The following is a 19,916-nucleotide window of genomic DNA, read 5'->3' as shown; positions in this document are numbered from 1 at the left end:
AAAATTTTTATCAAGTACTAATTTATATGGATTTACAGTTAAAGGATAAAGTTATCATTGTTACGGGTGCTGCGAAAGGCATTGGACGTAGTATTGCAGAAGTTTTTGCTAAGGAAAGTGCAATAGCTGTTATCGTTGGCAGAAAAGCTGAAGATAACCAGAAGGTTGTTGAAGCAATTGCTGCGAATGGTGGACAAGCAGCTCAATTTGTTGCAGAACTTTCTAATCCGAAAGATTGCGAAAAAGTTGTAGCAGAAATCGTAGCTAAATTCGGAAGAATTGATGGCTTGGTAAACAATGCAGGCGTTAACGATGGCGTAGGATTGGAAAATGGTAATTACGAAGATTTCATGGCATCATTACATAAAAACGTGGTGCACTATTATTTGATGGCACACCACGCTTTGCCAGAGTTAATTAAAAGTAAAGGTTCAATTGTTAATATTACTTCGAAAACTGCAGAAACCGGCCAAGGAAATACATCGGCTTATGCAGCCGCAAATGGCGGAAGAAATGCACTAACCCGCGAATGGGCTGTAGAATTACTAAAATATGGTATCCGGGTTAATGCGGTTGTTGTAGCCGAATGTTGGACTCCTGCCTACGAAACCTGGGTTGAAACTTTGCCCGATGCACAAGCCAAATTGGACGAAATTACATCAAAAATTCCTCTTGAAAATAGGATGACAACTGCAGAAGAAATCGCTAACATGACAGCCTTTTTAATTTCAAATAAATCAAGCCATACCACCGGACAAATTATCCATGTTGATGGTGGATATGTGCATTTGGATAGGGCTTTAGCTAACGCGTAATAAATTATTGAATGATAGATTGAGTGAATGATAGAATAAATTGCAGCCTTTTATAAATGATTGAATGATAGATTGAGTGAATGATAGAATAATTGCAAAATTTTTATAAATGATTGACTGATAGATTGAGTGAATGATAGAATAATTGCAAATGTTTAATCAATGAATGAATGATAGATTGAGTGAATAATCGAGTGATATAAAATCGCATTAAACATTCACTCATTCTCTCATTCAAAATTCTCTCATTCAAATTTCGCATTAAACATTCACTCATTTAAAATTCACTCATTTAAAATTCTCTCATTCAAATTTCGCATTAAACATTCACTCATTCTCTCATTCAAAATTCACTCATTTAAAATTTCTTTCATTCAAAATTTCTCTCATTCAAAATTCACTCATTCAAAATTTTCTCATTAAATAAACTAAATGAAAACCCTTACCTGCATCACTCCCGGAACTTTTGAATATTCGCAAACGGAAAAACTAAAGCTTAAAAAAGATCACGCTATTATCAAAATAAAACGGATTGGCATCTGTGGAACCGACCTGCATGCCTTCGAAGGAACACAACCATTTTTTAATTATCCTCGAATTTTAGGTCACGAACTTTCCGGAGAATTGGTTGAGGCTGATGGTGCTGATGGTTTTAAGATAGGTGAGGCGGTAACTTTTATTCCGTATTACAATTGTGGCGAATGTATTGCCTGCCGGATGAATAAACCAAATTGCTGTGTGAAAATGGAGGTTTGCGGTGTTCATGTTGATGGCGGAATGCGAGAGTATCTGCAGGTTCCTTCGCGTACACTTTTGCATGGCGAAGGTTTAAGTTATGATGAATTGGCATTAGTAGAACCTTTAGCTATTGGTGCTCATGGTGTTCGTAGGGCCGATGTAAAACCTGGCGAATTTGTACTGGTTATTGGCGCCGGACCAATTGGTTTGGGCACAATGGAATTTGCCAGAATTGCCGGTGCAAATGTAATTGCTTTAGATATTAACGATTCTAGATTGGCATTCTGTAAAGAAAAATTAGCTGTTCCATATGTAATCAATGCTTTATCTGCTGATGTTATTGAGCAATTAAGTGCAATAACAAATGGCGATATGCCTACTGTTGTAATTGATGCAACCGGAAATCAAAAAGCGATAAATAATGCTATAAATTATATGGCACATGGCGCAAGATTTGTATTAATCGGTTTACAGAAAGGCGATTTGGTTTTTAACCATCCAGAATTTCATAAAAGAGAATCTACCTTAATGAGCAGCAGGAATGCAACTATAGAAGATTTTGAAAATGTTATTAAATCAATGAAAGCTGGTTTGGTAAATCCTACCAATTACATTACCCATCAGGTGAAATTTGACAACGTAAAGGAAGATTTTGCAAGCTGGTTAGACCCGAAAAATGGGGTGATAAAAGCAATGGTAAGTATGGAAGATTAACAATCCATGTTTCATAGTGGCTTTGATAATCAAATCGTGATTACTGAAGCTTTTTCATTCAAATCAATCTGCCATGGTGTTCCAAGGTTTTATTGATAACGCCCACTAATAGACATCACTTTATTTTATTAGTACTATCAGCTTCCTTTAGGCTAAAAATAGCCATCATTTAACATTGGATTTTAAAATTTGTTTTTACCATCAAGTGTTTAAACTATGGGTGCGTTAACGATGGAAGCGGCATCCTTTTTGGTTTTTCTCCAAAAAGATACAGCGGACAGCGTGTTAAAACGCCAAAATAGTTATTACAATGTTTTCTTAAAAAAAAGGACAATTTTCTTTTAAAGAAAATTGCCCTTTTTTATTAAGGTTTGAACTACCAGAATTTAACGTAAATCAGTGTAATTAAAAGTAATGTAACTACAATTAAAACTAATGTTGATGGCGCAACTTTAAACATCGATTTATCTAATTCGAATGCTTTTGGATTCACTTTCGGACCTAATAAACTCAATCCAACCATCACAATCATGGTAAATAAGAATGATAGGCCCATGCAAATTAAGAAAGGGATTTCATAAATACCATCTTTGTTTAAGTAGGCGGTGTATAAAAAGTTTTCATGCCCAAACCATATTGGCGCATAATTATTAAACACCACTGAAAGCAAAAATCCGGTTACTAAACCAGCAATTGCGGCCGTACCTGTTGTACGCTTCCAGAACATCCCCAAAAGGAACATGGCAAACACACCCGGACTAATAAAGCCCGTATATTTTTGAATGAAGGTAAAGCCACCCTCGCCACCAATTCCTAATAAATCATCCCAGGTTAAAATAACCGACATTACAATTGCTACAAAAATACTCACTCGCCCAACGATAACTAATTTTCTATCATCAGCATTTTTATTGATGTATTTTTTGTAAATATCTAGTGTCCAGATTGTTGAAATACTATTTGCCTTACCTGCTAAAGAAGCCACAATAGCTGCTGTTAACGCCGCTAACGATAACCCTTTTAATCCGTTAGGTAAGAAAGTTAATACCGCAGAGTATGCGTTATCTGCAATTACCTTTCCATCGGGTGCCATTTCATGCTGTAATGCTCCATTTCTATGCAAAACATAAGCTGCAATACCAGGTAACATTACAATAATCGGCATACCCAATTTCAAAAATCCGGCAAATAAAATACCGGTTCTAGCTGTTTTTAAATCGGCACCTAAGGCTCTTTGAGTAATGTATTGATTGCAACCCCAATAGTTTAAATTCACAATCCACTGACCCGCGAAATACATTGCAATACCAGGTAAAGCCAAGTATTTATTCACATATTCTTGCGATGAATTTGCATCAGGCTTAGCCAAAATCATTTTAAAGTGATCTGGAGAATCCTTCATCAGCATTTTAAAACCTGCAATAGCATCTTTACCTAAGCCGAAATGATCACTAACCATTGTTAATGCAATATAGGTAGTAACCAATCCACCGGCGATTAAAACGATAACCTGAATTACATCTGTAAAGCCAATCACTTTCATCCCACCAAGGGTGATAATTAAAGAGAATGCAGCCAAACCAACAACAATATATTTAAAATATGCTGGGTCTACCATGCTGCTAATGGCAATAGAACCTAGGTATAAAATTGACGTAAGGTTTACAAAAATGTACAGGAATAACCAAAATATTGCCATGATTAAACTCACCGTTTCATTATACCGTGTTTGCAAAAACTGCGGCATGGTAAAGATTTTATTTTTTAGGTAAACCGGAATAAACCACACAGCTACAATGATTAAAGCAATAGCAGCAACCCATTCATAAGCGGCAACGGCCATACCTACCTGAAAGCCTTGTCCACTCATACCTATAAATTGCTCGGCAGAAATGTTAGAAGCAATAAGTGATGCACCAATTGCCCACCAGGTTAAAGAGCCTTCGGCTAAGAAGAAGTCGTGACTTCCTGACGTGGCTTTATTTTTCTTTCTACTATAAATCCAAAATCCGTAGGCGGAAATTAGAATAAAGTAGAAGATGAAAACGGTATAATCTACCGTAGAAAAAGTATTCATAATTCGGGTTTATTTGGTTAGTTATTTATAGAAGTTATCGTTCCACTGAAGTTCGTTTCTAAATTGATTAATTTTTGTGTCTTCGCCAATATTAATATACTCAATGCCTGCAATATTTGCAAAATCAGATAGATGTTCTGTAGTTAAATTTTGGCTGTAAGCAGTGTGATGTGCACCACCGGCATAAATCCATGCAGCACAACCCGTTTTCATATCAGGAAGTGGTTTCCAAAGCACTCTCGCAACTGGTAAGTTAGGTAAATCGTATTCAGCTTCTACTGCTTTTACTTCGTTGACTAACAGACGGAAACGATTGCCCATATCAATCAAAGATGCATTTAATGCATCGCCACCCGCAACATTAAAAACCAAACGGGCTGGGTCTGCTTTGCCGCCAATTCCTAATGGATGAACTTCTAGACTTGCTTTTCCTTTTGCTAATGAAGCATCAACCTCGAGCATGTGTGAGCCTAAAACCATCGAATTTGCCGGGTCGAAATGGTAGGTATAATCTTCCATAAATGCATTTCCGCCAGCTAAACCTGCACCCATAACTTTGCAAGCACGCACCAAAGCAGCTGTTTTCCAATCACCTTCACCAGCGAAACCGTAGCCATCGGCCATTAAACGTTGTGCTGCGATTCCAGGTAATTGAATCATTCCATGTAAGTCCTCAAACGTATCTGAGAAGCCTTTGAAATTACCATCTTCTAAAAACTTTCTTAAACCCAATTCAATTTTAGCGGCTTCGTAAACAGAAGAATGTCTAGCGCCACCAGCTTTTAAATCGTCGGCGATTTCATAAGTTTCTTCATATTCTTTTAATAAATTCTGAATCGCTTCTTCATCTATTTGATTAATTATCGCTACCAAATCGCCAATGCCATAAGTGTTTACAGAAAAACCAAACTTCATTTCAGCTTCTACTTTATCGCCATCAGTAACGGCAACATAGCGCATGTTATCCCCAAAACGCACAAACTTAGCGCCTTGCCAATCATGCCAGCCAGCTGCAGCACGGCACCATGTATCAATTTGAGATGCAACCTCTTCATCCTCCCAATGGCCAACAACAACTTTTCTATCCTTTCTCATGCGTGTAACCATAAAGCCAAATTCTCTATCGCCGTGTGCACTTTGGTTCAGATTCATAAAATCCATATCAATGGTATTCCACGGTATATCACGATTAAATTGTGTATGTAAATGAAGCAGAGGTTTTTGTAACACATTTAAACCTCTTATCCACATTTTAGCAGGAGAGAAAGTGTGCATCCAGGTTACAACGCCAATACAATTCTTATCTGTATTTGCGCTTTGTAAGGTTTCAAAAATTTCATCTGTATTTTTTACAATAGGCTTAAATACAACAGAAACAGAAATTTTCTCATTGTTATTTAACGATTTTGCAACTTCTTCTGCGTGTATTGCAACTTGTTTTAAGGTTTCTTCTCCGTACAAATCTTGGGTACCTGTAATAAACCAAACCTGTAATTTTTTTAAATCAATCATTTTATTATGGTTAGAAATTAATTATTTTTTCTTTTTCTTTATTTGAAAAGCAGGCTTCGGCTTTTATCGGTTCCGATAGTCCTGCTTTCCGTTTTATCCCGATGAAAAATCGGGATGTTCACTCCAATCAGGTTTATTTTACTTAGGTAAGCCTTTCAAACTTAAACCCGACAGCAGCGACAGCCTCCGATTTTTTCTATCGGAGCTATAGCGAATGGCGGGGCTATGGTAACTGAAGCAATACTGCAATTGCTTTACAAATATTTTTTATAATCTTTTTAAGATGCTCTTTTATCCTTGCTCCTTCATCATTATGCTAAACCTATTGCCCGTAATAAGCTCCATCACCATGTTTACGCTCGTAATGTTTTTTAATTAGTGAGTCTTTTAATCTCGGTGCAGTTGCATTTATTTGCTCGGTAAGTATGGCCATTTTTGCAACAGCTTCTAGTACAGCGCTATTGTAAACAGCTTTTTCAGCTGTTTTACCCCAGGTAAAAGGAGCATGATTACCAACTAAAATCATTTCGACTTCTTCATAGCTCAGTCCCAAACCTTCAAAATGATTCATGATTTGGAAGCCCGTTTCATACTCGTAATTCCCTTTAATCATTTCATCATCCATTGGCGGAGCGCAAGGAATATCAACCGTTAAATGGTCGGCATGGGTGGTGCCGAAAATAGGAATTGCCCTTTGTGCTTGTGCCCAGGCTGTGCCATAAGTAGAATGTGTATGTACAATGCCTCCAATATTTTCCCAATGTTTGTAAAGAACAGCGTGGGTTTTGGTATCAGATGATGGACGTAAATTTCCTTCAACAGTATTTCCGTCAAAATCAACAATTACCATTTTTTCTACAGATAAATCCTCATAAGGCACACCGCTAGGTTTTATTGCAAAAACGCCTTTGTTTCTATCGGCAGCACTAACATTACCAAATGTAAAAAGCACCAAACCTAGTTTTGGCAATTGCATATTTGCTGCATAAGCCTGCTCTTTTATATCTTGATAGTTGCTCATGATAGGTACGGTTTTACATCTTTTTTATTGTATTTTTCAATATATCGCCCTAAGCCTAAATACTGTTGGTAATGCTGGCGATAAATTTTCGTATTTTGAATCTGAGGATGGTATTCTTTTTCAAAACCAGTTCCCATGGCTGCCATGGCAGTTTCTATATCTGGGTAAATGCCTGCTGCAACTGCTGCAAACATTGCAGCACCTAAAGCGCAGGTATGCTCAAAACGGTGAATGCGAATTGGCATTTCTAGAACATCGGCCATCATTTGCATAATATAAGCCGATTTCTTAGCTACACCACCAATTCCAATAATTCCTTTTACAGGTACACCCTGGTCTTCAAATCTATCAACAATGCTTTTTGCACCGAAACAGGTGGCAGCAGCCAAAGCTCGGAAAAATCTTGGTGCATCGGTTCCTAAACTCAAACCTGTTATTGCACCTTTTAACTCTTGATTGGCATCTGGAGTTCGTCGTCCGTTTAACCAATCTAATGCTAATTCCGGGTAATCATCAATAGGTAATTCTGAGGCTTGTTTACTTAAATTCGCAATTATCTTCTTTTCTAGTTCTTCTTTTAAAGCTAGGGCAGTATGCTCATCAATTAATGTAGATTCGGACAGTAAATTATTTATAGGCCAGCTTATTAAATTTTTAAACCAGGCATAAACATCGCCAAAGGCCGATTGACCAGCTTCTAAACCTGCCATACCCGGAATAACCGAACCGTTTACCTGACCGCAAATTCCGTTAACCAGTTTGCCTTCAATATCTTTATTTGGCGCAACCAGAATATCACAAGTGCTGGTTCCCATTACTTTACTTAAATAATATGGTTCAATTTGTCCGCCAACTGCACCCATGTGTGCGTCGAAAGCTCCAACACCTATAACTACATCGGTACTTAAGCCTAATTTTTCTGCCCATTCTGAACTTAAATTTCCTGCTGATACATCTGATGTGTAGGTATCATTAAATAACGAGGCTCTGAAACCTTTCAATAGTGGGTCTAACGTTGCAAAAAACTCTTCAGGGGGTAAACCATCAAATTCTTCAGCCCAAAGCGCTTTATGTCCTGCTGCACAGCGACTGCGTTTCATATCCTTGATATCAGATTGTCCGCTTAATAAAAATGGAATCCAATCGCAATGTTCAACCCAGGAAACGGTGTTTTTTCTTACCTGTGCATCGACCCTTAAAGTGCGCAATAATTTAGACCAAAACCATTCTGAAGAATAAATGCCGCCAACATATTTTAGGTAGTTAATTGGAAATTTTGTAGCGTGATTGTTAATTTCTGCTGCTTCTTTTACAGCGGTATGATCTTTCCAAAGCACAAACATTGCATTTGGATTTTCAGCAAATTCGGGTTTTAAAGCTAGTGGTGTTCCTGTTTCGTCAACAGCCACGGGACTTGATCCAGTTGTATCCACTGAAATTCCCTTTACAAAGGCTGCGATATTTTCACCTCCAGCTTTTGCAATACATTCTTTAATGGTATGTGTTAAGCCTTCAACGTAATCTAAAGGATGTTGCCTGAATTGATTTTGGGATGGCTTACAATATAAACCCTTTTGCCATCGCGGATAAAGAAAAACTGAAGAGGAAATTTCCTTTCCATCTGCGGTATCAACCAGAACGGAACGGACAGAATCTGTCCCGTAATCTACTCCGATTACATAATTTGCTGTGCTCATAACAATAAATAAATGTCTAATTAACGTTTATTTATTTGAATTAAAAAATTTTTGTGGAGATTATATCTATATTATGTTTGAATGAGTTATTTATTTCTCGATTTTTCGAGTGGAATATTTTAAATTGTAATCTGCATAGATCAGCGAGAGGTTTTAGGTTATTTTATTCCCGCAGGGCTCACAGATTTTCGCAGATGTGGTGCAAATAAAATAACTACCAAGAATCACTTTTTATCTGTGGCTAAAATTTTACAACGATTTTCTCAAATTCAAGTAAAATGGAACATGAATCTTTTCCCTGATATTATTTAAAATACAATTTGCGGCTTCCGTTCCAAGCATTGCAAAGTCTGTAGAAATGGTTGTAATGCCGTTCAAAATAATTCTTTTCAAAGGTATTTCATTGTATGAAATTACGCCAACATCCTTACCAACTTCCATCTCGAGTGCAAGTAGGCGTTCAATAAGCGTTACCAAATCATCCTCCATTAAACTAATATAAACTTCGCCTTTGTTAATTTCTTCAACTAAAATATTATCTACAACCTTATGATTGAAAGCATATTGCTGACAAAATTTATAAAAACCATCTAAAATTTCTTTTGGGAAATATGTGTTTTTTGGGAAGAGGATTTTTAAAGTATTATACTTCGAAAGTGGTACAAGTGCCTGTTCTAAAGCACTGTAAATATCTTGGGCAAAATTTTCATAAACTGCTGCGTAATCATCCGTAATTCCAGGCAAAAGTTTATCTAAAATGACAAGTTTTTCTCTTGGTATTGCATTGATAATATCCTGTGCTTTTTCGTCTCCTTCGTTAAAATGAGGAATGATTACGTAATGTGTATAGCCTTCTTTTTTGTTGTTTAGCAAGCTTTTAAAAAGCGAAAAATCATTATTGTAAATGTATAGATCAATTGCTGCCTGCTCTCCAATGGCTTTGGTGAACGAATCGTAAATAATTTTTTTATGCGTACTAAGTTTGTTAAACAACAAACAAATTTTAAGCTTTCTGGAAAAATCGGTATTTATAACAAAATACCCTTTTCCGGGGATAGATTCTATAACACCTAGTTTTCTCAATCTACGATAGCCCTTTTCTGCTGTATCTCTCGATATTTCTAAAACAAAACTGAGTTCGTTTATGGACGGCAGCATATTGCCTTGCGTTATTTTTCCAGTTTCTATTGCGTATAAAATTGTATTAACCAGTTGCTTATACTTTGGTGTAGCAGAATATTCATCAATAATAATATGGCTAATTAAATCTTCTGATTTCAAAACGAAGGAATTATTTTCATCAAATATAACAAAACGCAATGCTTAACAGCATGACAGTACATAACAGTTAAGTTTATTTCAATTTCTACATTCGAAAACCAAATATAAAACCAATAGTATGCAAGCAATTTTAGGCGTAATTTTTCATTTTATCGGAGGTTTTGCTTCCGGGAGTTTCTACATTCCGTATAAAAAAGTAAAAGGCTGGGCCTGGGAAAGCTATTGGATTGTTGGTGGCATATTTTCCTGGTTAATTGTTCCGCCTCTTGCAGCATTTCTAACCGTACCAAATTTTACAGCAATTATATCTGGTACAAGTGGTAGTATTTTGTGGTTAACCTACTTCTTCGGTATTTTATGGGGTATTGGCGGTTTAACTTATGGTTTAGGCGTCCGTTATTTAGGTGTTTCATTAGGCAGTAGTATTATTTTGGGCCTTTGCATGGTGCTTGGTTCAATTTTGCCATCCATTTATTTTGATTTCTTCCCTCAGGCCGGTAAAGACACTTTTACAATGTTTATCACAACAGATTGGGGAAGAATGGTTCTCCTCGGCTTGTTAGTCTGCGTTTTGGGTATTATAATTTGCGGCAAAGCGGGGATGATGAAAGAAAAAGAAATTAAAACAGATGTTACCGACCCGCATGGAATGGAAGTTAAAACTGAGTTTAAATTTGGTTTGGGCTTATTTGTTGGCATTGTTTCGGGAGTATTAAGCGCTTGTTTTAACTTTGGTATTGAGGCGGGTAAACCAATGGCCGATGCGGCAAATGCAGTTTGGAAAGCTATAAATCCTGCTGAAACCGGAAACTTTCTTTTTCAAAATAATGTAACATACATTATTGTACTTTGGGGTGGCTTGACTACAAATTTTATCTGGTGTATGGCTTTAAATGCAAGGAATAAAACTTTTGGCGATTACACAAAGGCAAGTACTCCATTGTTAAAAAATTATATTTTCTCAGCGCTCGCTGGTACAACCTGGTTCTTGCAGTTTTTCTTTTATGGCATGGGCGAAAGTAAAATGGGCAATGGTGCAAGTTCCTGGATTTTACACATGGCGTTTATCATTTTAATCGCTAACGTTTGGGGCTTAATATTAAAAGAATGGAAAGGTGTTTCCAAAAAAACATTCACTACTGTTATCGTGGGGATTTTAACCATCATCATTTCTGTACTTATCGTAGGTTATGGAAATTCAATTAAATAAATTTTAGAAAAATAAAATATCAATATAGATGTCTGTTAAAGAAACAAATTATAAGTACGTAAGCTACTTATGGGATGAAGAAGAAGCTGCTAAATTAGCTGGAGATGAAGTAGCATTATTAATTTACCGTTCAAATTTATTAGGTGCCGATTTGCGTTTAACCAATTACGGTGGTGGCAATACTTCATGTAAATTATTAGAAAAAGACCCGCTTACCGGCTCAGAAACTGAAGTAATGTGGGTTAAAGGTTCTGGCGGCGATTTAGGTACATTGAAAAAAAGTGGTCTGGCTGCGCTTTATGTCGATAGATTAAGAAGTTTGAAAAACATTTATCGCGGCGTAGAACATGAAGATGAGATGGTTGAATTATTTAATCATTGTATTTTCGATTTGAGTTCAAAGGCACCATCAATTGACACACCATTACACGGATTTTTACCTTTTGCGCATATAGACCATTTACATCCTGATGCCGCTATCGCCATTGCAGCAGCAAAAGATGGGAAAAAAATTACTGAAGAATTATTTGGTGGTACAATCGGTTGGGTAGAATGGAAAAAACCTGGTTTTGAATTGGGTTTAACCTTAAAAAAATGCTTAGATGAAAATCCGGGTATTCGTGGTATTATGCTGGGTTCTCATGGTTTATTTACATGGGGCAATACAGCTTACGAAAGTTATATCAACACTTTAGAAGTTATCGAAATTTGCTCTGATTATTTAGCGCAGAATTATGGTAAAAAAGGTTTAGTGTTCGGCGGACAAAAAATAGAAAGTGCCGAGGCGGATAAACGTAAAAATCAGGCTGCTACTTTAGCACCAGTATTACGTGGTTTATGTTCTTCAAAACAACATATGATTGGTCATTTTACCGATGATGCCCGTGTTTTAGAGTTCATCAATTCAAATGATTTAGAACGATTGGCACCTATGGGAACAAGTTGTCCCGATCATTTTTTGAGAACTAAAATAAGTCCGTTAGTTTTAACGCTTGCGGCAGATGCTGATTTATCGGATACGAAAGCTTTAAAAGAAACTTTAGAACCTGCTTTCGAAGATTATCGGGCGATGTACACAGATTATTATGAAACCTGTAAACATCCAAATAGTCCTGCAATTCGTGATACAAATCCGGTTGTAATTTTGTACCCTGGTATCGGAATGTTTACTTTCTCTAAGGATAAGCAAACCGCAAGAGTTGCAGCAGAATTTTATATCAATGCAATTAATGTAATGAAAGGAGCGGAGGCAATCTCTGAATATACTTCTCTGCCACATCAAGAAGCTTTTAACATTGAATATTGGTTGTTAGAGGAAGCAAAATTACAACGTATGCCAAAACCAAAACCGCTAACCGGAAAAATTGCTTTAATTACAGGTAGTGCCGGTGGAATTGGAAAGGCAATTGCAAAGAAATTTGTTGCTGAAGGTGGTGTGGTGATTTTAAATGACATGAATGCTGAACGGTTAGAAGCTGCTGGTGAGGAATTTAAATCTCAGTTTGGAAAAGATTCTTACGCAACTGCTATTTTAAATGTAACCAGCCAGGCAGATATTAATGCTGCTTTTGATTCGGCTGCACTTGCATTTGGTGGAATTGATATTGTTGTAAATAACGCAGGTTTATCAATCTCTAAAACCATTGGCGACCATACCGAACAGGATTGGGATTTGCTTTATGATGTTTTAGTTAAAGGGCAATTTTTTATTACCCAGGCTGCAACAAATACGATGCAAAAGCAAAGTATTGGTGGTGATATCATTAATATTGTAAGTAAGAATGCATTAGTAAGCGGTCCAAATAACGCAGGTTATGGAAGTGCAAAAGCAGCTCAGCTACATTTAAGCAGATTAAATGCCGCCGAATTGGGAGTAGATAATATTCGCGTAAACGTGGTAAATCCCGATGCAGTTATCAGCGACAGCAATATTTGGGCTGGTGGTTGGGCCGAAGGCAGAGCAAAAGCTTATGGCGTTACCGTTGCCGAATTGCCTGCTTATTATGCAAAACGTACTTTATTAAATCAAATTATTTTACCTGATGATATCGCAAATGCATGTTTCGCTTTTGTGGGCGGATTATTACAAAAATCAACAGGAAATGTTTTAAATGTAGATGGCGGAGTTGCCATGGCATTTGTAAGATAGTTGAAATATTCTCCTCGGTCTGTGTCCCCACAGACCGAAACAAAGAATTAAATATTACCTAACCTCAGTTTGTTGTTTACAAGCTGCTTTAATCGAATACCAATGAATATTGAGCATAATCAAATAGAAAAACATAACGATTCCCTTTTAACCGCTCATCAGCGTAAGCTTAATTTTTTGAAAGAGGAATGGTCGCAAATTGATTTAGAAAGTGTGATTCGAAAACTTGTTGATTTTCAAATCGCAATACCAAGTTGGGCACTAGGAACTGGCGGAACACGTTTCGGAAGATTTGCCATAACAGGTGGTGAACCCCGAACTATTGAAGAGAAAATTGAAGACGTTGGTTTGCTTCATGCATTAAACGGAGCAAGTGGCGCAATTTCGCTACACATTCCATGGGATATTCCACAAAATGCAGAGGCTTTAAAAAGTTTAGCCTCAGGATATGGATTAAAGTTCGATGCCATGAATTCGAACACATTTCAAGATCAGGCTGGAAGTGCACACAGTTATAAATTTGGTTCTTTACAAAACGTAAATAAAGATATTCGCAAACAAGCAATAGAACATAATATCGAAGTTATAAAACATGGAATTGCACTGGGTTCTGATGCTTTGACCGTTTGGCTTGCAGATGGTTCTTGTTTTCCTGGTCAGTTAAACTTTCGCAAAGCTTTTGAAAATACTTTAGAAAGTTTACAAGAAATTTATTCGGCTTTGCCGGATGACTGGAAAATGTTTGTTGAATACAAAGCCTTCGAGCCGAATTTTTATTCAACCACTGTGGGTGATTGGGGACAATCGCTCCTTTACGCTTCTAAACTTGGTAAAAAAGCATATACTTTGGTAGATTTAGGTCACCATTTACCCAACGCAAACATCGAACAAATCGTTTCATTACTGTTGATGGAAGGTAAGTTAGGTGGTTTTCACTTCAATGATTCTAAATATGGCGATGATGATTTGACAGCGGGTAGCATTAAACCTTATCAACTATTTCTAATTTTTAACGAATTGGTTGAAGGTATGGATGCCAAAGGAATGAACCATGCAAAGGATTTAGGTTGGATGATTGATGCTTCTCACAATGTGAAAGATCCATTGGAAGATTTATTACAATCGGTTGAGGCAATTATGATTGCTTATGCACAAGCTTTATTGGTTGATAGAAAATCATTAATCGCCGCACAAGAAAATAATGATGTTGCTAAAGCGCAAGAAATTCTGCAACATACTTTTCGAAGTGATTTAAGAGCATTGGTAGCCGAAGCAAGGTTACGAGCAAATGCAGCATTATCGCCAATTGGTTTATACCGCGATTTAAGTGTTCGCAAGCAATTGGTTGAAACCAGAGGTTTAGGAACAGTTGCAACAGGTTTATAATTACATAAGAAAACATGCCAAAAGCCGTTGCAGCCATATTTGATGTAGGAAAAACAAATAAAAAGTTGTTTTTAATCGACGAGAATTATAATATCGTTTACGAACGTTCTGCCCGTTTTGTGGAAACGAAAGACGATGATGGAGAGCCCTGTGAAAATTTGGATAGTTTACGTTCATCGGTTTACGATTCACTAAACCAGGTAATGCAGCTCAAAGAATTTAATATAAAAGCAATCAATTTTTCAACCTATGGCGCAAGTTTCGTTTACCTTGATGAAAACGGTGAGCCACTAACACCATTATATAATTACTTAAAAGAATATCCGGAAGATTTAAAAAATCAATTTTATGAAACGTATGGAGGTGAAGAGAAAATTTCACTAGAAACGGCTTCACCTATTTTGGGTAGTTTAAATTCGGGTATGCAATTATATCGCCTTAAAAGGGAAAAGCCTGATGTATTTGCAAAGATTAAATTTGCTTTGCATCTGCCACAATATTTAAGCTATTTAATTACAGGTAAAGCAGTTGCCGATATAACTAGCATTGGTTGCCACACACAACTTTGGGATTTTAATAAAAATACATATCACGATTGGGTTTTGGCAGAGGGGCTAGATAGAAAATTTGGAGAATTTACTCCTGCAGACTCTAGCTTAAAAATGCGTTTCGAAGGTTTGGATGTGAAAGTAGGAGTGGGTTTGCATGATAGTTCAGCAGCGCTAATACCATATTTGGCTAATTTTTCTACACCTTTTATATTACTATCAACAGGAACCTGGTGCATCAGCTTAAATCCCTTTAATCAGCAAACTTTAACGGCCGATGAATTAAAGCAAGATTGTCTTTGCTATATGCATTACAAAGGAAAGGCTGTAAAAGCATCGAGAATTTTTGCCGGTTATGAACATGAATTGCAATTAAAAAGAATTGCCGACCATTTCGATAGAGCCGCTTACATTTTTAAGCACCTGAAGTTTAATCCTGCAATGATATTAAACTTGGCAAATAAAATTCCCGAAAACGCAATACTTCAAACAGAATTTTCTGCTCATTCTGCATTTCCCGAGAGAGATCTAAATCAGTTTAAAACTGCCGAAGAAGCTTATCACCAATTAATTTTTGATTTGGTAAAGCAACAGGTTTATTCTTTAAAACTTATTTTAAATCAAGGTGTTAAAAGAATTTTTGTAGATGGTGGTTTTGGTAAAAATGCAATTTACATGCACTTATTGGCTACGGCAATTCCTGACATTGAGGTTTATGCATCATCAGTTTCTCAGGCAACTGCGATTGGAACTGCACTTTCTATCAATGATGCGTGGAACTCAAATCCCGCACCTACCGATATGATTCAACTAAAATATTATTCTGCTATTCAACGCAGCATACAATTATAAATATAACACAAAATGAGCTGGAAATATAACGCAGATTATCCTTCTATCGATGATTTAAGAAATAAGGCAAAATCTAAAATGCCACGTTTTGCTTTTGAATATTTAGATGGTGGGTGTAATGAAGATGTAAACCTATTTCGAAATACGGAAGACATTAGAAATCTAGAATTGCTACCTTATTATTTAAAAAACTTTACAGAGGCATCCCTAAAAACAACCCTTTTCGGGCATACTTACGATGCTCCCTTTGGTATTGCACCAGTTGGTTTACAAGGATTAATCTGGCCAAATGCTCCAGAAATACTAGCCAAAGCGGCTTTTGAACATAATATTCCATTCGTATTGAGTACAGTAAGTACGTCTTCTATCGAAAGAATAATGGAAATTACAGAAGGCAGTGCTTGGTATCAGTTGTATCATCCTGCAGAAAGTAAAATTACTGATGACATTATAAATCGTGCTGAAGCAGCTGGTTGTAAGGTTTTGGTAATTCTTTGCGATGTGCCAAGTTTCGGTTTCCGACCAAGAGATATTCGTAACGGATTGGCGATGCCGCCTAAAATGTCGCTAAGAAACATGCTGCAAATTGTGGGCAGACCAGAATGGGCTTTAAAAACTTTGTTTCATGGTCAGCCAGCGTTTGAAACCATGAAGCCTTATATGCCCAAAGGATTAAACATGAAACAGCTTGGCCTATACATGAATAAGACGTTTTCTGGTAGATTAAATGCTGAAAGAATTTCTTCTATTCGCAGTAAGTGGAAAGGTAAACTAGTGTTAAAGGGTGTTGCAACCGAAGAAGATGCGCAAATGGCAATAAGTTTAGGTTTAGACGGTATTATTGTTTCTAACCATGGAGGCAGACAATTGGATGCAGGACAATCTTCCATCAAACCATTAGTTCCCATCGCTGAAAAATACAAAGATAAGATTACGGTGATGATGGATAGTGGTATTCGCTCAGGACCAGATGTAGCAAGAACGATTGCTGCTGGTGCCGATTTCACTTTTTTAGGCAGAACTTTTATGTACGGTGTTGGTGCGCTAGGAAACGAAGGTGGCAACCATACTATTGGAATGCTGAAAACCCAACTTAAACAAGTTATGGATCAGCTCGGTTGCGAAAGAGTAGAGGATTTGCCAAAGCATTTATCTAAATCGCTTTAGACTTATGGCTATAGATTTACGAAGTTTCGAAGGGCAATGAGCCTAGGAAACTTCGTAAGTCTTGGTGCATAATCGTAAATCTAAAAAGCAACTAAAATTCTGCGTTTTTAGGAAAACGAGGAAACGCAATTACATCACGAATATTGGTCATTCCGGTAACAAACAATACCAAACGCTCAAATCCTAAACCGAAACCAGCATGTGGCGCTGAGCCAAAACGGCGAGTATCTAAATACCACCAAAGTTCATCCTGTGGTATATTCATATCTTCCATACGTTTGGTAAGTCTATCCAGGCGTTCTTCACGTTGAGAGCCGCCAATCATTTCACCAATTCCTGGAAATAAAATATCCATTGCAGCAACAGTTTGTCTTCCTTCAGCATCCGGTTCGTTCTGACGCATGTAGAAAGATTTTATATCAGCAGGATAATCGGTTAAAATTACTGGTTTTTTAAAGTGTTTTTCTACTAAATAGCGTTCGTGTTCGCTTTGTAAATCAGCTCCCCATTCATCAATTAGGTATTTAAATTGCTTTTTTTGATTTGGTTTCGATGATTTTAAAATTCTGATGGCTTCTGTATAAGTTAAACGTTCAAAATCATTTGCCAGGCAGAAATCTAGTTTTTCTAAAAGACTAAATTCACTGCGCTCGTTTTGTGGTTTTTGCTTATCCTCTTCCGCTAAACGTGTATTTAGAAACTCCAATTCATCTTTGCAATTATCTAAAGCATATTTAATAACATACTTCATCATGTCCTCGGCAAGTTGCATGTTATCCTCCAAATCAGCAAAAGCAACTTCGGGTTCAATCATCCAAAACTCAGCTAAGTGGCGTGTGGTGTTAGAATTTTCTGCCCTGAATGTAGGTCCGAAAGTGTAAATCTGTCCGAAAGCCATGGCAGCTAATTCCCCTTCCAGCTGACCAGAAACCGTTAAATTAGTTGCACGAGCAAAGAAATCCTGAGAAAAATCTACCTTTCCATTTTCAGTTCGGGGCGTGTTGTCAAAATCTAAAGTAGTAACCTTAAACATTTCTCCGGCACCTTCTGCATCGCTAGCTGTTATTACCGGAGTATGCATATACACAAAACCACGCTCGTTGTAAAACTGATGTATTGCAAATGCTAAAGCATGGCGAACTTTAAAAACGGCATTAAAAGTATTGGTACGGAAACGCAGGTGAGCAATTTCACGTAAAAACTCCAAACTGTGTTTTTTAGGCTGTAAAGGAAATTTTTCAGGGTCGCTGTCACCTAAAATCTCCACTTTACTTGCTTTAATTTCTACACTTTGTCCTTTTCCTAATGATTCAATTAACATTCCTGTTGCAGCAATTGAAGCGCCTGTGGTTATCCTTTTCAACAGCTCATCGGGTAAATTATTAAAATCAATAACTACCTGGATATTGCTCATGCAACTTCCATCATTTAAAGCAATAAACTGATTATTTCGGAAAGTTCTAACCCATCCCATAACCGTTACTTCTGTGCCAAATGCAGTCGATTTTAATAAATCTTTAATTTGCTGTCTCTTAATCATATTCTTATTTGTAAAAGGCGCAAATTTAGAAAAAAAACTTTACCTGTTGGCAGTTCCTAGATTTCAATTTGTAATTTCTAATCAACATCCATTAAAAAACTCCTGCCTCTTAGCTTGAATCCTGATTATCCTTTAATCCTAAAATCTAAATAAATTTATGATCTTATCCTCCTTTATCTTATAATCCCAAAATCCTAATAAATCCTAGTCTATTGTTGTTGTTGTTGCTGCTGCATTGCCTCCATATACTGCTGATAGCTGTTTTGCTTTCTTGCAGAAGTTACCGTTGCTGATGGTTTTGAGTAATTAACTTCTTTTGGTTGAAAGTAGTTCTCATTTTCATTAAAATCTTCGTCATTATAACCTACAGAAACATTAACTTCCATAATGTGTTCAAAGCCACCTTTGTAAACACCTTTAACTGGTGAGCAATCTGTAAAATTTCTACCTACGGCCAAGCGAACATGGTTTTCATTTGCGATGCAATTGTTAGTTGGATCGAGCCCTAGCCAACCATATTCTGGTAGGTACGCTTCAGCCCAGGCGTGTGTTGCACCTTCGCCTCTCATACCATCTCTATTTGGGCAAATGTAACCACTTACATAACGGGCAGGGATACCAGTCAATCGGAGCATTGCAGTTAAAACATGCGCAAAATCCTGACAAACACCTGCTTTTAACTTCATAATTTCTTCAATAGTAGTATCTACTGCAGTAATCCCCTTAATGTATTCGAAATTATGAAATACATGCTCGCAATATTTTATGGCAGTTTGGTAAGGCGTATCATCATCATTTTTAATAGATAATGCAGTATCCTTTAAAGCTACAATCCCATCGAAATAATCTTGTCTTAAATAATCAATATAAGGCACTTCGAATTTCAGTAAATCCAAACTGGTCCATTGCTCGCTACTAAACATATCATCTTGCGGTAATGGTTTTGGAAAAGTTTCTACACAAACCTTCGAAAATATTTTTAATTGATTGTGCGGTTCATTTTGTGTAAAAGTTCCAACTTCATTTCCATAATAATCAATAAATATTTCAATTTCAGGACTCCCAGAAATATTCAAATCATGCTGAACAACTTTCTGAAAATCATCTTTAATCGGGAATAAAATAATCTGATTTGCGCTATCCCGAACAGGCAATTCGTACTTGTAATTGGTAATGTGTTTAATTTTAAATAATGGCATAAATGCTTTC

Annotated in this window: 14 protein-coding genes; 7 read left to right on the top strand and 7 right to left on the bottom strand. The window is 36.8% G+C overall.

The annotated features are described in order from the left end of the window. Positions 1-26 precede the first annotated feature (26 nt). Together D7004_RS09900 and D7004_RS09895 are read left to right on the top strand one after the other, a co-directional pair. Positions 27-815, top strand: coding sequence for an L-fucose dehydrogenase (locus D7004_RS09900; RefSeq protein ID WP_123205708.1), 789 nt, complete (start codon positions 27-29; stop codon positions 813-815). Between the two features lie 432 nt (positions 816-1,247). Beyond that, positions 1,248-2,267: a zinc-binding alcohol dehydrogenase family protein gene (locus tag D7004_RS09895; RefSeq protein ID WP_123205707.1), complete on the top strand. Its 1,020-nt coding sequence runs from the start codon at positions 1,248-1,250 to the stop codon at positions 2,265-2,267. 376 nt (positions 2,268-2,643) lie between these two features. On the opposite strand, the gene D7004_RS09890 is transcribed toward D7004_RS09895, so the two are convergent. From D7004_RS09890 to D7004_RS09870, 5 genes are all read right to left on the bottom strand, one after another. Beyond that, the gene (locus D7004_RS09890; RefSeq protein ID WP_123205706.1) at positions 2,644-4,344 is read right to left on the bottom strand and encodes a sodium:solute symporter family transporter; all 1,701 of its coding nucleotides are present in this window, start codon (positions 4,342-4,344) and stop codon (positions 2,644-2,646) included. 21 nt (positions 4,345-4,365) lie between these two features. After that, positions 4,366-5,856 carry an L-arabinose isomerase gene (gene araA / locus D7004_RS09885; protein WP_123205705.1) on the bottom strand — a complete coding sequence of 497 codons (1,491 nt, stop codon included), beginning with the start codon at positions 5,854-5,856 and terminating at the stop codon, positions 4,366-4,368. A 322-nt stretch (positions 5,857-6,178) separates the two neighbouring features. Then, entirely contained in the window at positions 6,179-6,877 is a 699-nt protein-coding gene (locus tag D7004_RS09880; RefSeq protein WP_123205704.1) for an L-ribulose-5-phosphate 4-epimerase, read from the bottom strand. After that, positions 6,874-8,574, bottom strand: a complete 1,701-nt coding sequence (locus D7004_RS09875) for a ribulokinase (protein ID WP_123205703.1) — start codon at positions 8,572-8,574, stop codon at positions 6,874-6,876. The genes D7004_RS09880 and D7004_RS09875 overlap by 4 nt, the downstream gene beginning before the upstream one ends. Positions 8,575-8,823: 249 nt before the next feature. Further along, complete coding sequence (locus D7004_RS09870; RefSeq protein ID WP_123205702.1) at positions 8,824-9,855, bottom strand: GntR family transcriptional regulator; 1,032 nt, start codon at positions 9,853-9,855, stop codon at positions 8,824-8,826. Positions 9,856-9,973: 118 nt separating this feature from the next. Between D7004_RS09870 and rhaT the strand changes: the two genes are divergently transcribed. The 5 genes from rhaT to D7004_RS09845 all read left to right on the top strand — a co-directional run bounded on the left by rhaT (position 9,974) and on the right by D7004_RS09845 (position 17,167). Beyond that, positions 9,974-11,065, top strand: a complete 1,092-nt coding sequence (gene rhaT / locus D7004_RS09865) for an L-rhamnose/proton symporter RhaT (protein ID WP_123205701.1) — start codon at positions 9,974-9,976, stop codon at positions 11,063-11,065. Positions 11,066-11,093: 28 nt separating this feature from the next. Then, positions 11,094-13,214, top strand: coding sequence for a bifunctional aldolase/short-chain dehydrogenase (locus D7004_RS09860; RefSeq protein WP_123205700.1), 2,121 nt, complete (start codon positions 11,094-11,096; stop codon positions 13,212-13,214). Between the two features lie 102 nt (positions 13,215-13,316). Beyond that, a complete protein-coding gene (locus D7004_RS09855) occupies positions 13,317-14,600 on the top strand; it encodes a sugar isomerase (RefSeq protein WP_123205699.1) in 1,284 nt (427 codons plus the stop codon). A 14-nt stretch (positions 14,601-14,614) separates the two neighbouring features. Next, entirely contained in the window at positions 14,615-16,000 is a 1,386-nt protein-coding gene (locus D7004_RS09850) for an FGGY-family carbohydrate kinase (protein ID WP_123205698.1), read from the top strand. A gap of 12 nt (positions 16,001-16,012) precedes the next feature. Further along, the gene (locus D7004_RS09845; RefSeq protein WP_123205697.1) at positions 16,013-17,167 is read left to right on the top strand and encodes an alpha-hydroxy acid oxidase; all 1,155 of its coding nucleotides are present in this window, start codon (positions 16,013-16,015) and stop codon (positions 17,165-17,167) included. Positions 17,168-17,258: 91 nt separating this feature from the next. Here D7004_RS09845 and asnS read toward each other — a convergent pair whose 3' ends face one another. Together asnS and D7004_RS09835 are read right to left on the bottom strand one after the other, a co-directional pair. Next, positions 17,259-18,707 (bottom strand): asparagine--tRNA ligase, encoded by a 1,449-nt coding sequence (gene asnS, locus D7004_RS09840; protein ID WP_123205696.1) that lies wholly within the window; start codon positions 18,705-18,707, stop codon positions 17,259-17,261. A 209-nt stretch (positions 18,708-18,916) separates the two neighbouring features. After that, positions 18,917-19,906 carry a transglutaminase family protein gene (locus D7004_RS09835; RefSeq protein ID WP_123205695.1) on the bottom strand — a complete coding sequence of 330 codons (990 nt, stop codon included), beginning with the start codon at positions 19,904-19,906 and terminating at the stop codon, positions 18,917-18,919. Between the last annotated feature and the right edge of the window lie 10 nt (positions 19,907-19,916).

This window comes from Pedobacter jejuensis (genome assembly GCF_003725795.1).
Taxonomy (GTDB): Bacteria; Bacteroidota; Bacteroidia; order Sphingobacteriales; family Sphingobacteriaceae; genus Pedobacter; species Pedobacter jejuensis.
The sequence above is the reverse complement of the archived record's forward strand: the minus strand, read 5'-3'. Positions and strand labels throughout refer to the sequence as shown.

Coding starts and splice junctions, on each gene's coding strand:
- D7004_RS09900 (WP_123205708.1), top strand. CDS start 27: ATGGATTTACAGTTAAAGGATAAAGTTATCATTGTTACGGGTGCTGCG.
- D7004_RS09895 (WP_123205707.1), top strand. CDS start 1,248: ATGAAAACCCTTACCTGCATCACTCCCGGAACTTTTGAATATTCGCAA.
- D7004_RS09890 (WP_123205706.1), bottom strand. CDS start 4,344: ATGAATACTTTTTCTACGGTAGATTATACCGTTTTCATCTTCTACTTT.
- araA (WP_123205705.1), bottom strand. CDS start 5,856: ATGATTGATTTAAAAAAATTACAGGTTTGGTTTATTACAGGTACCCAA.
- D7004_RS09880 (WP_123205704.1), bottom strand. CDS start 6,877: ATGAGCAACTATCAAGATATAAAAGAGCAGGCTTATGCAGCAAATATG.
- D7004_RS09875 (WP_123205703.1), bottom strand. CDS start 8,574: ATGAGCACAGCAAATTATGTAATCGGAGTAGATTACGGGACAGATTCT.
- rhaT (WP_123205701.1), top strand. CDS start 9,974: ATGCAAGCAATTTTAGGCGTAATTTTTCATTTTATCGGAGGTTTTGCT.
- D7004_RS09860 (WP_123205700.1), top strand. CDS start 11,094: ATGTCTGTTAAAGAAACAAATTATAAGTACGTAAGCTACTTATGGGAT.
- D7004_RS09855 (WP_123205699.1), top strand. CDS start 13,317: ATGAATATTGAGCATAATCAAATAGAAAAACATAACGATTCCCTTTTA.
- D7004_RS09850 (WP_123205698.1), top strand. CDS start 14,615: ATGCCAAAAGCCGTTGCAGCCATATTTGATGTAGGAAAAACAAATAAA.
- D7004_RS09845 (WP_123205697.1), top strand. CDS start 16,013: ATGAGCTGGAAATATAACGCAGATTATCCTTCTATCGATGATTTAAGA.
- asnS (WP_123205696.1), bottom strand. CDS start 18,707: ATGATTAAGAGACAGCAAATTAAAGATTTATTAAAATCGACTGCATTT.
- D7004_RS09835 (WP_123205695.1), bottom strand. CDS start 19,906: ATGCCATTATTTAAAATTAAACACATTACCAATTACAAGTACGAATTG.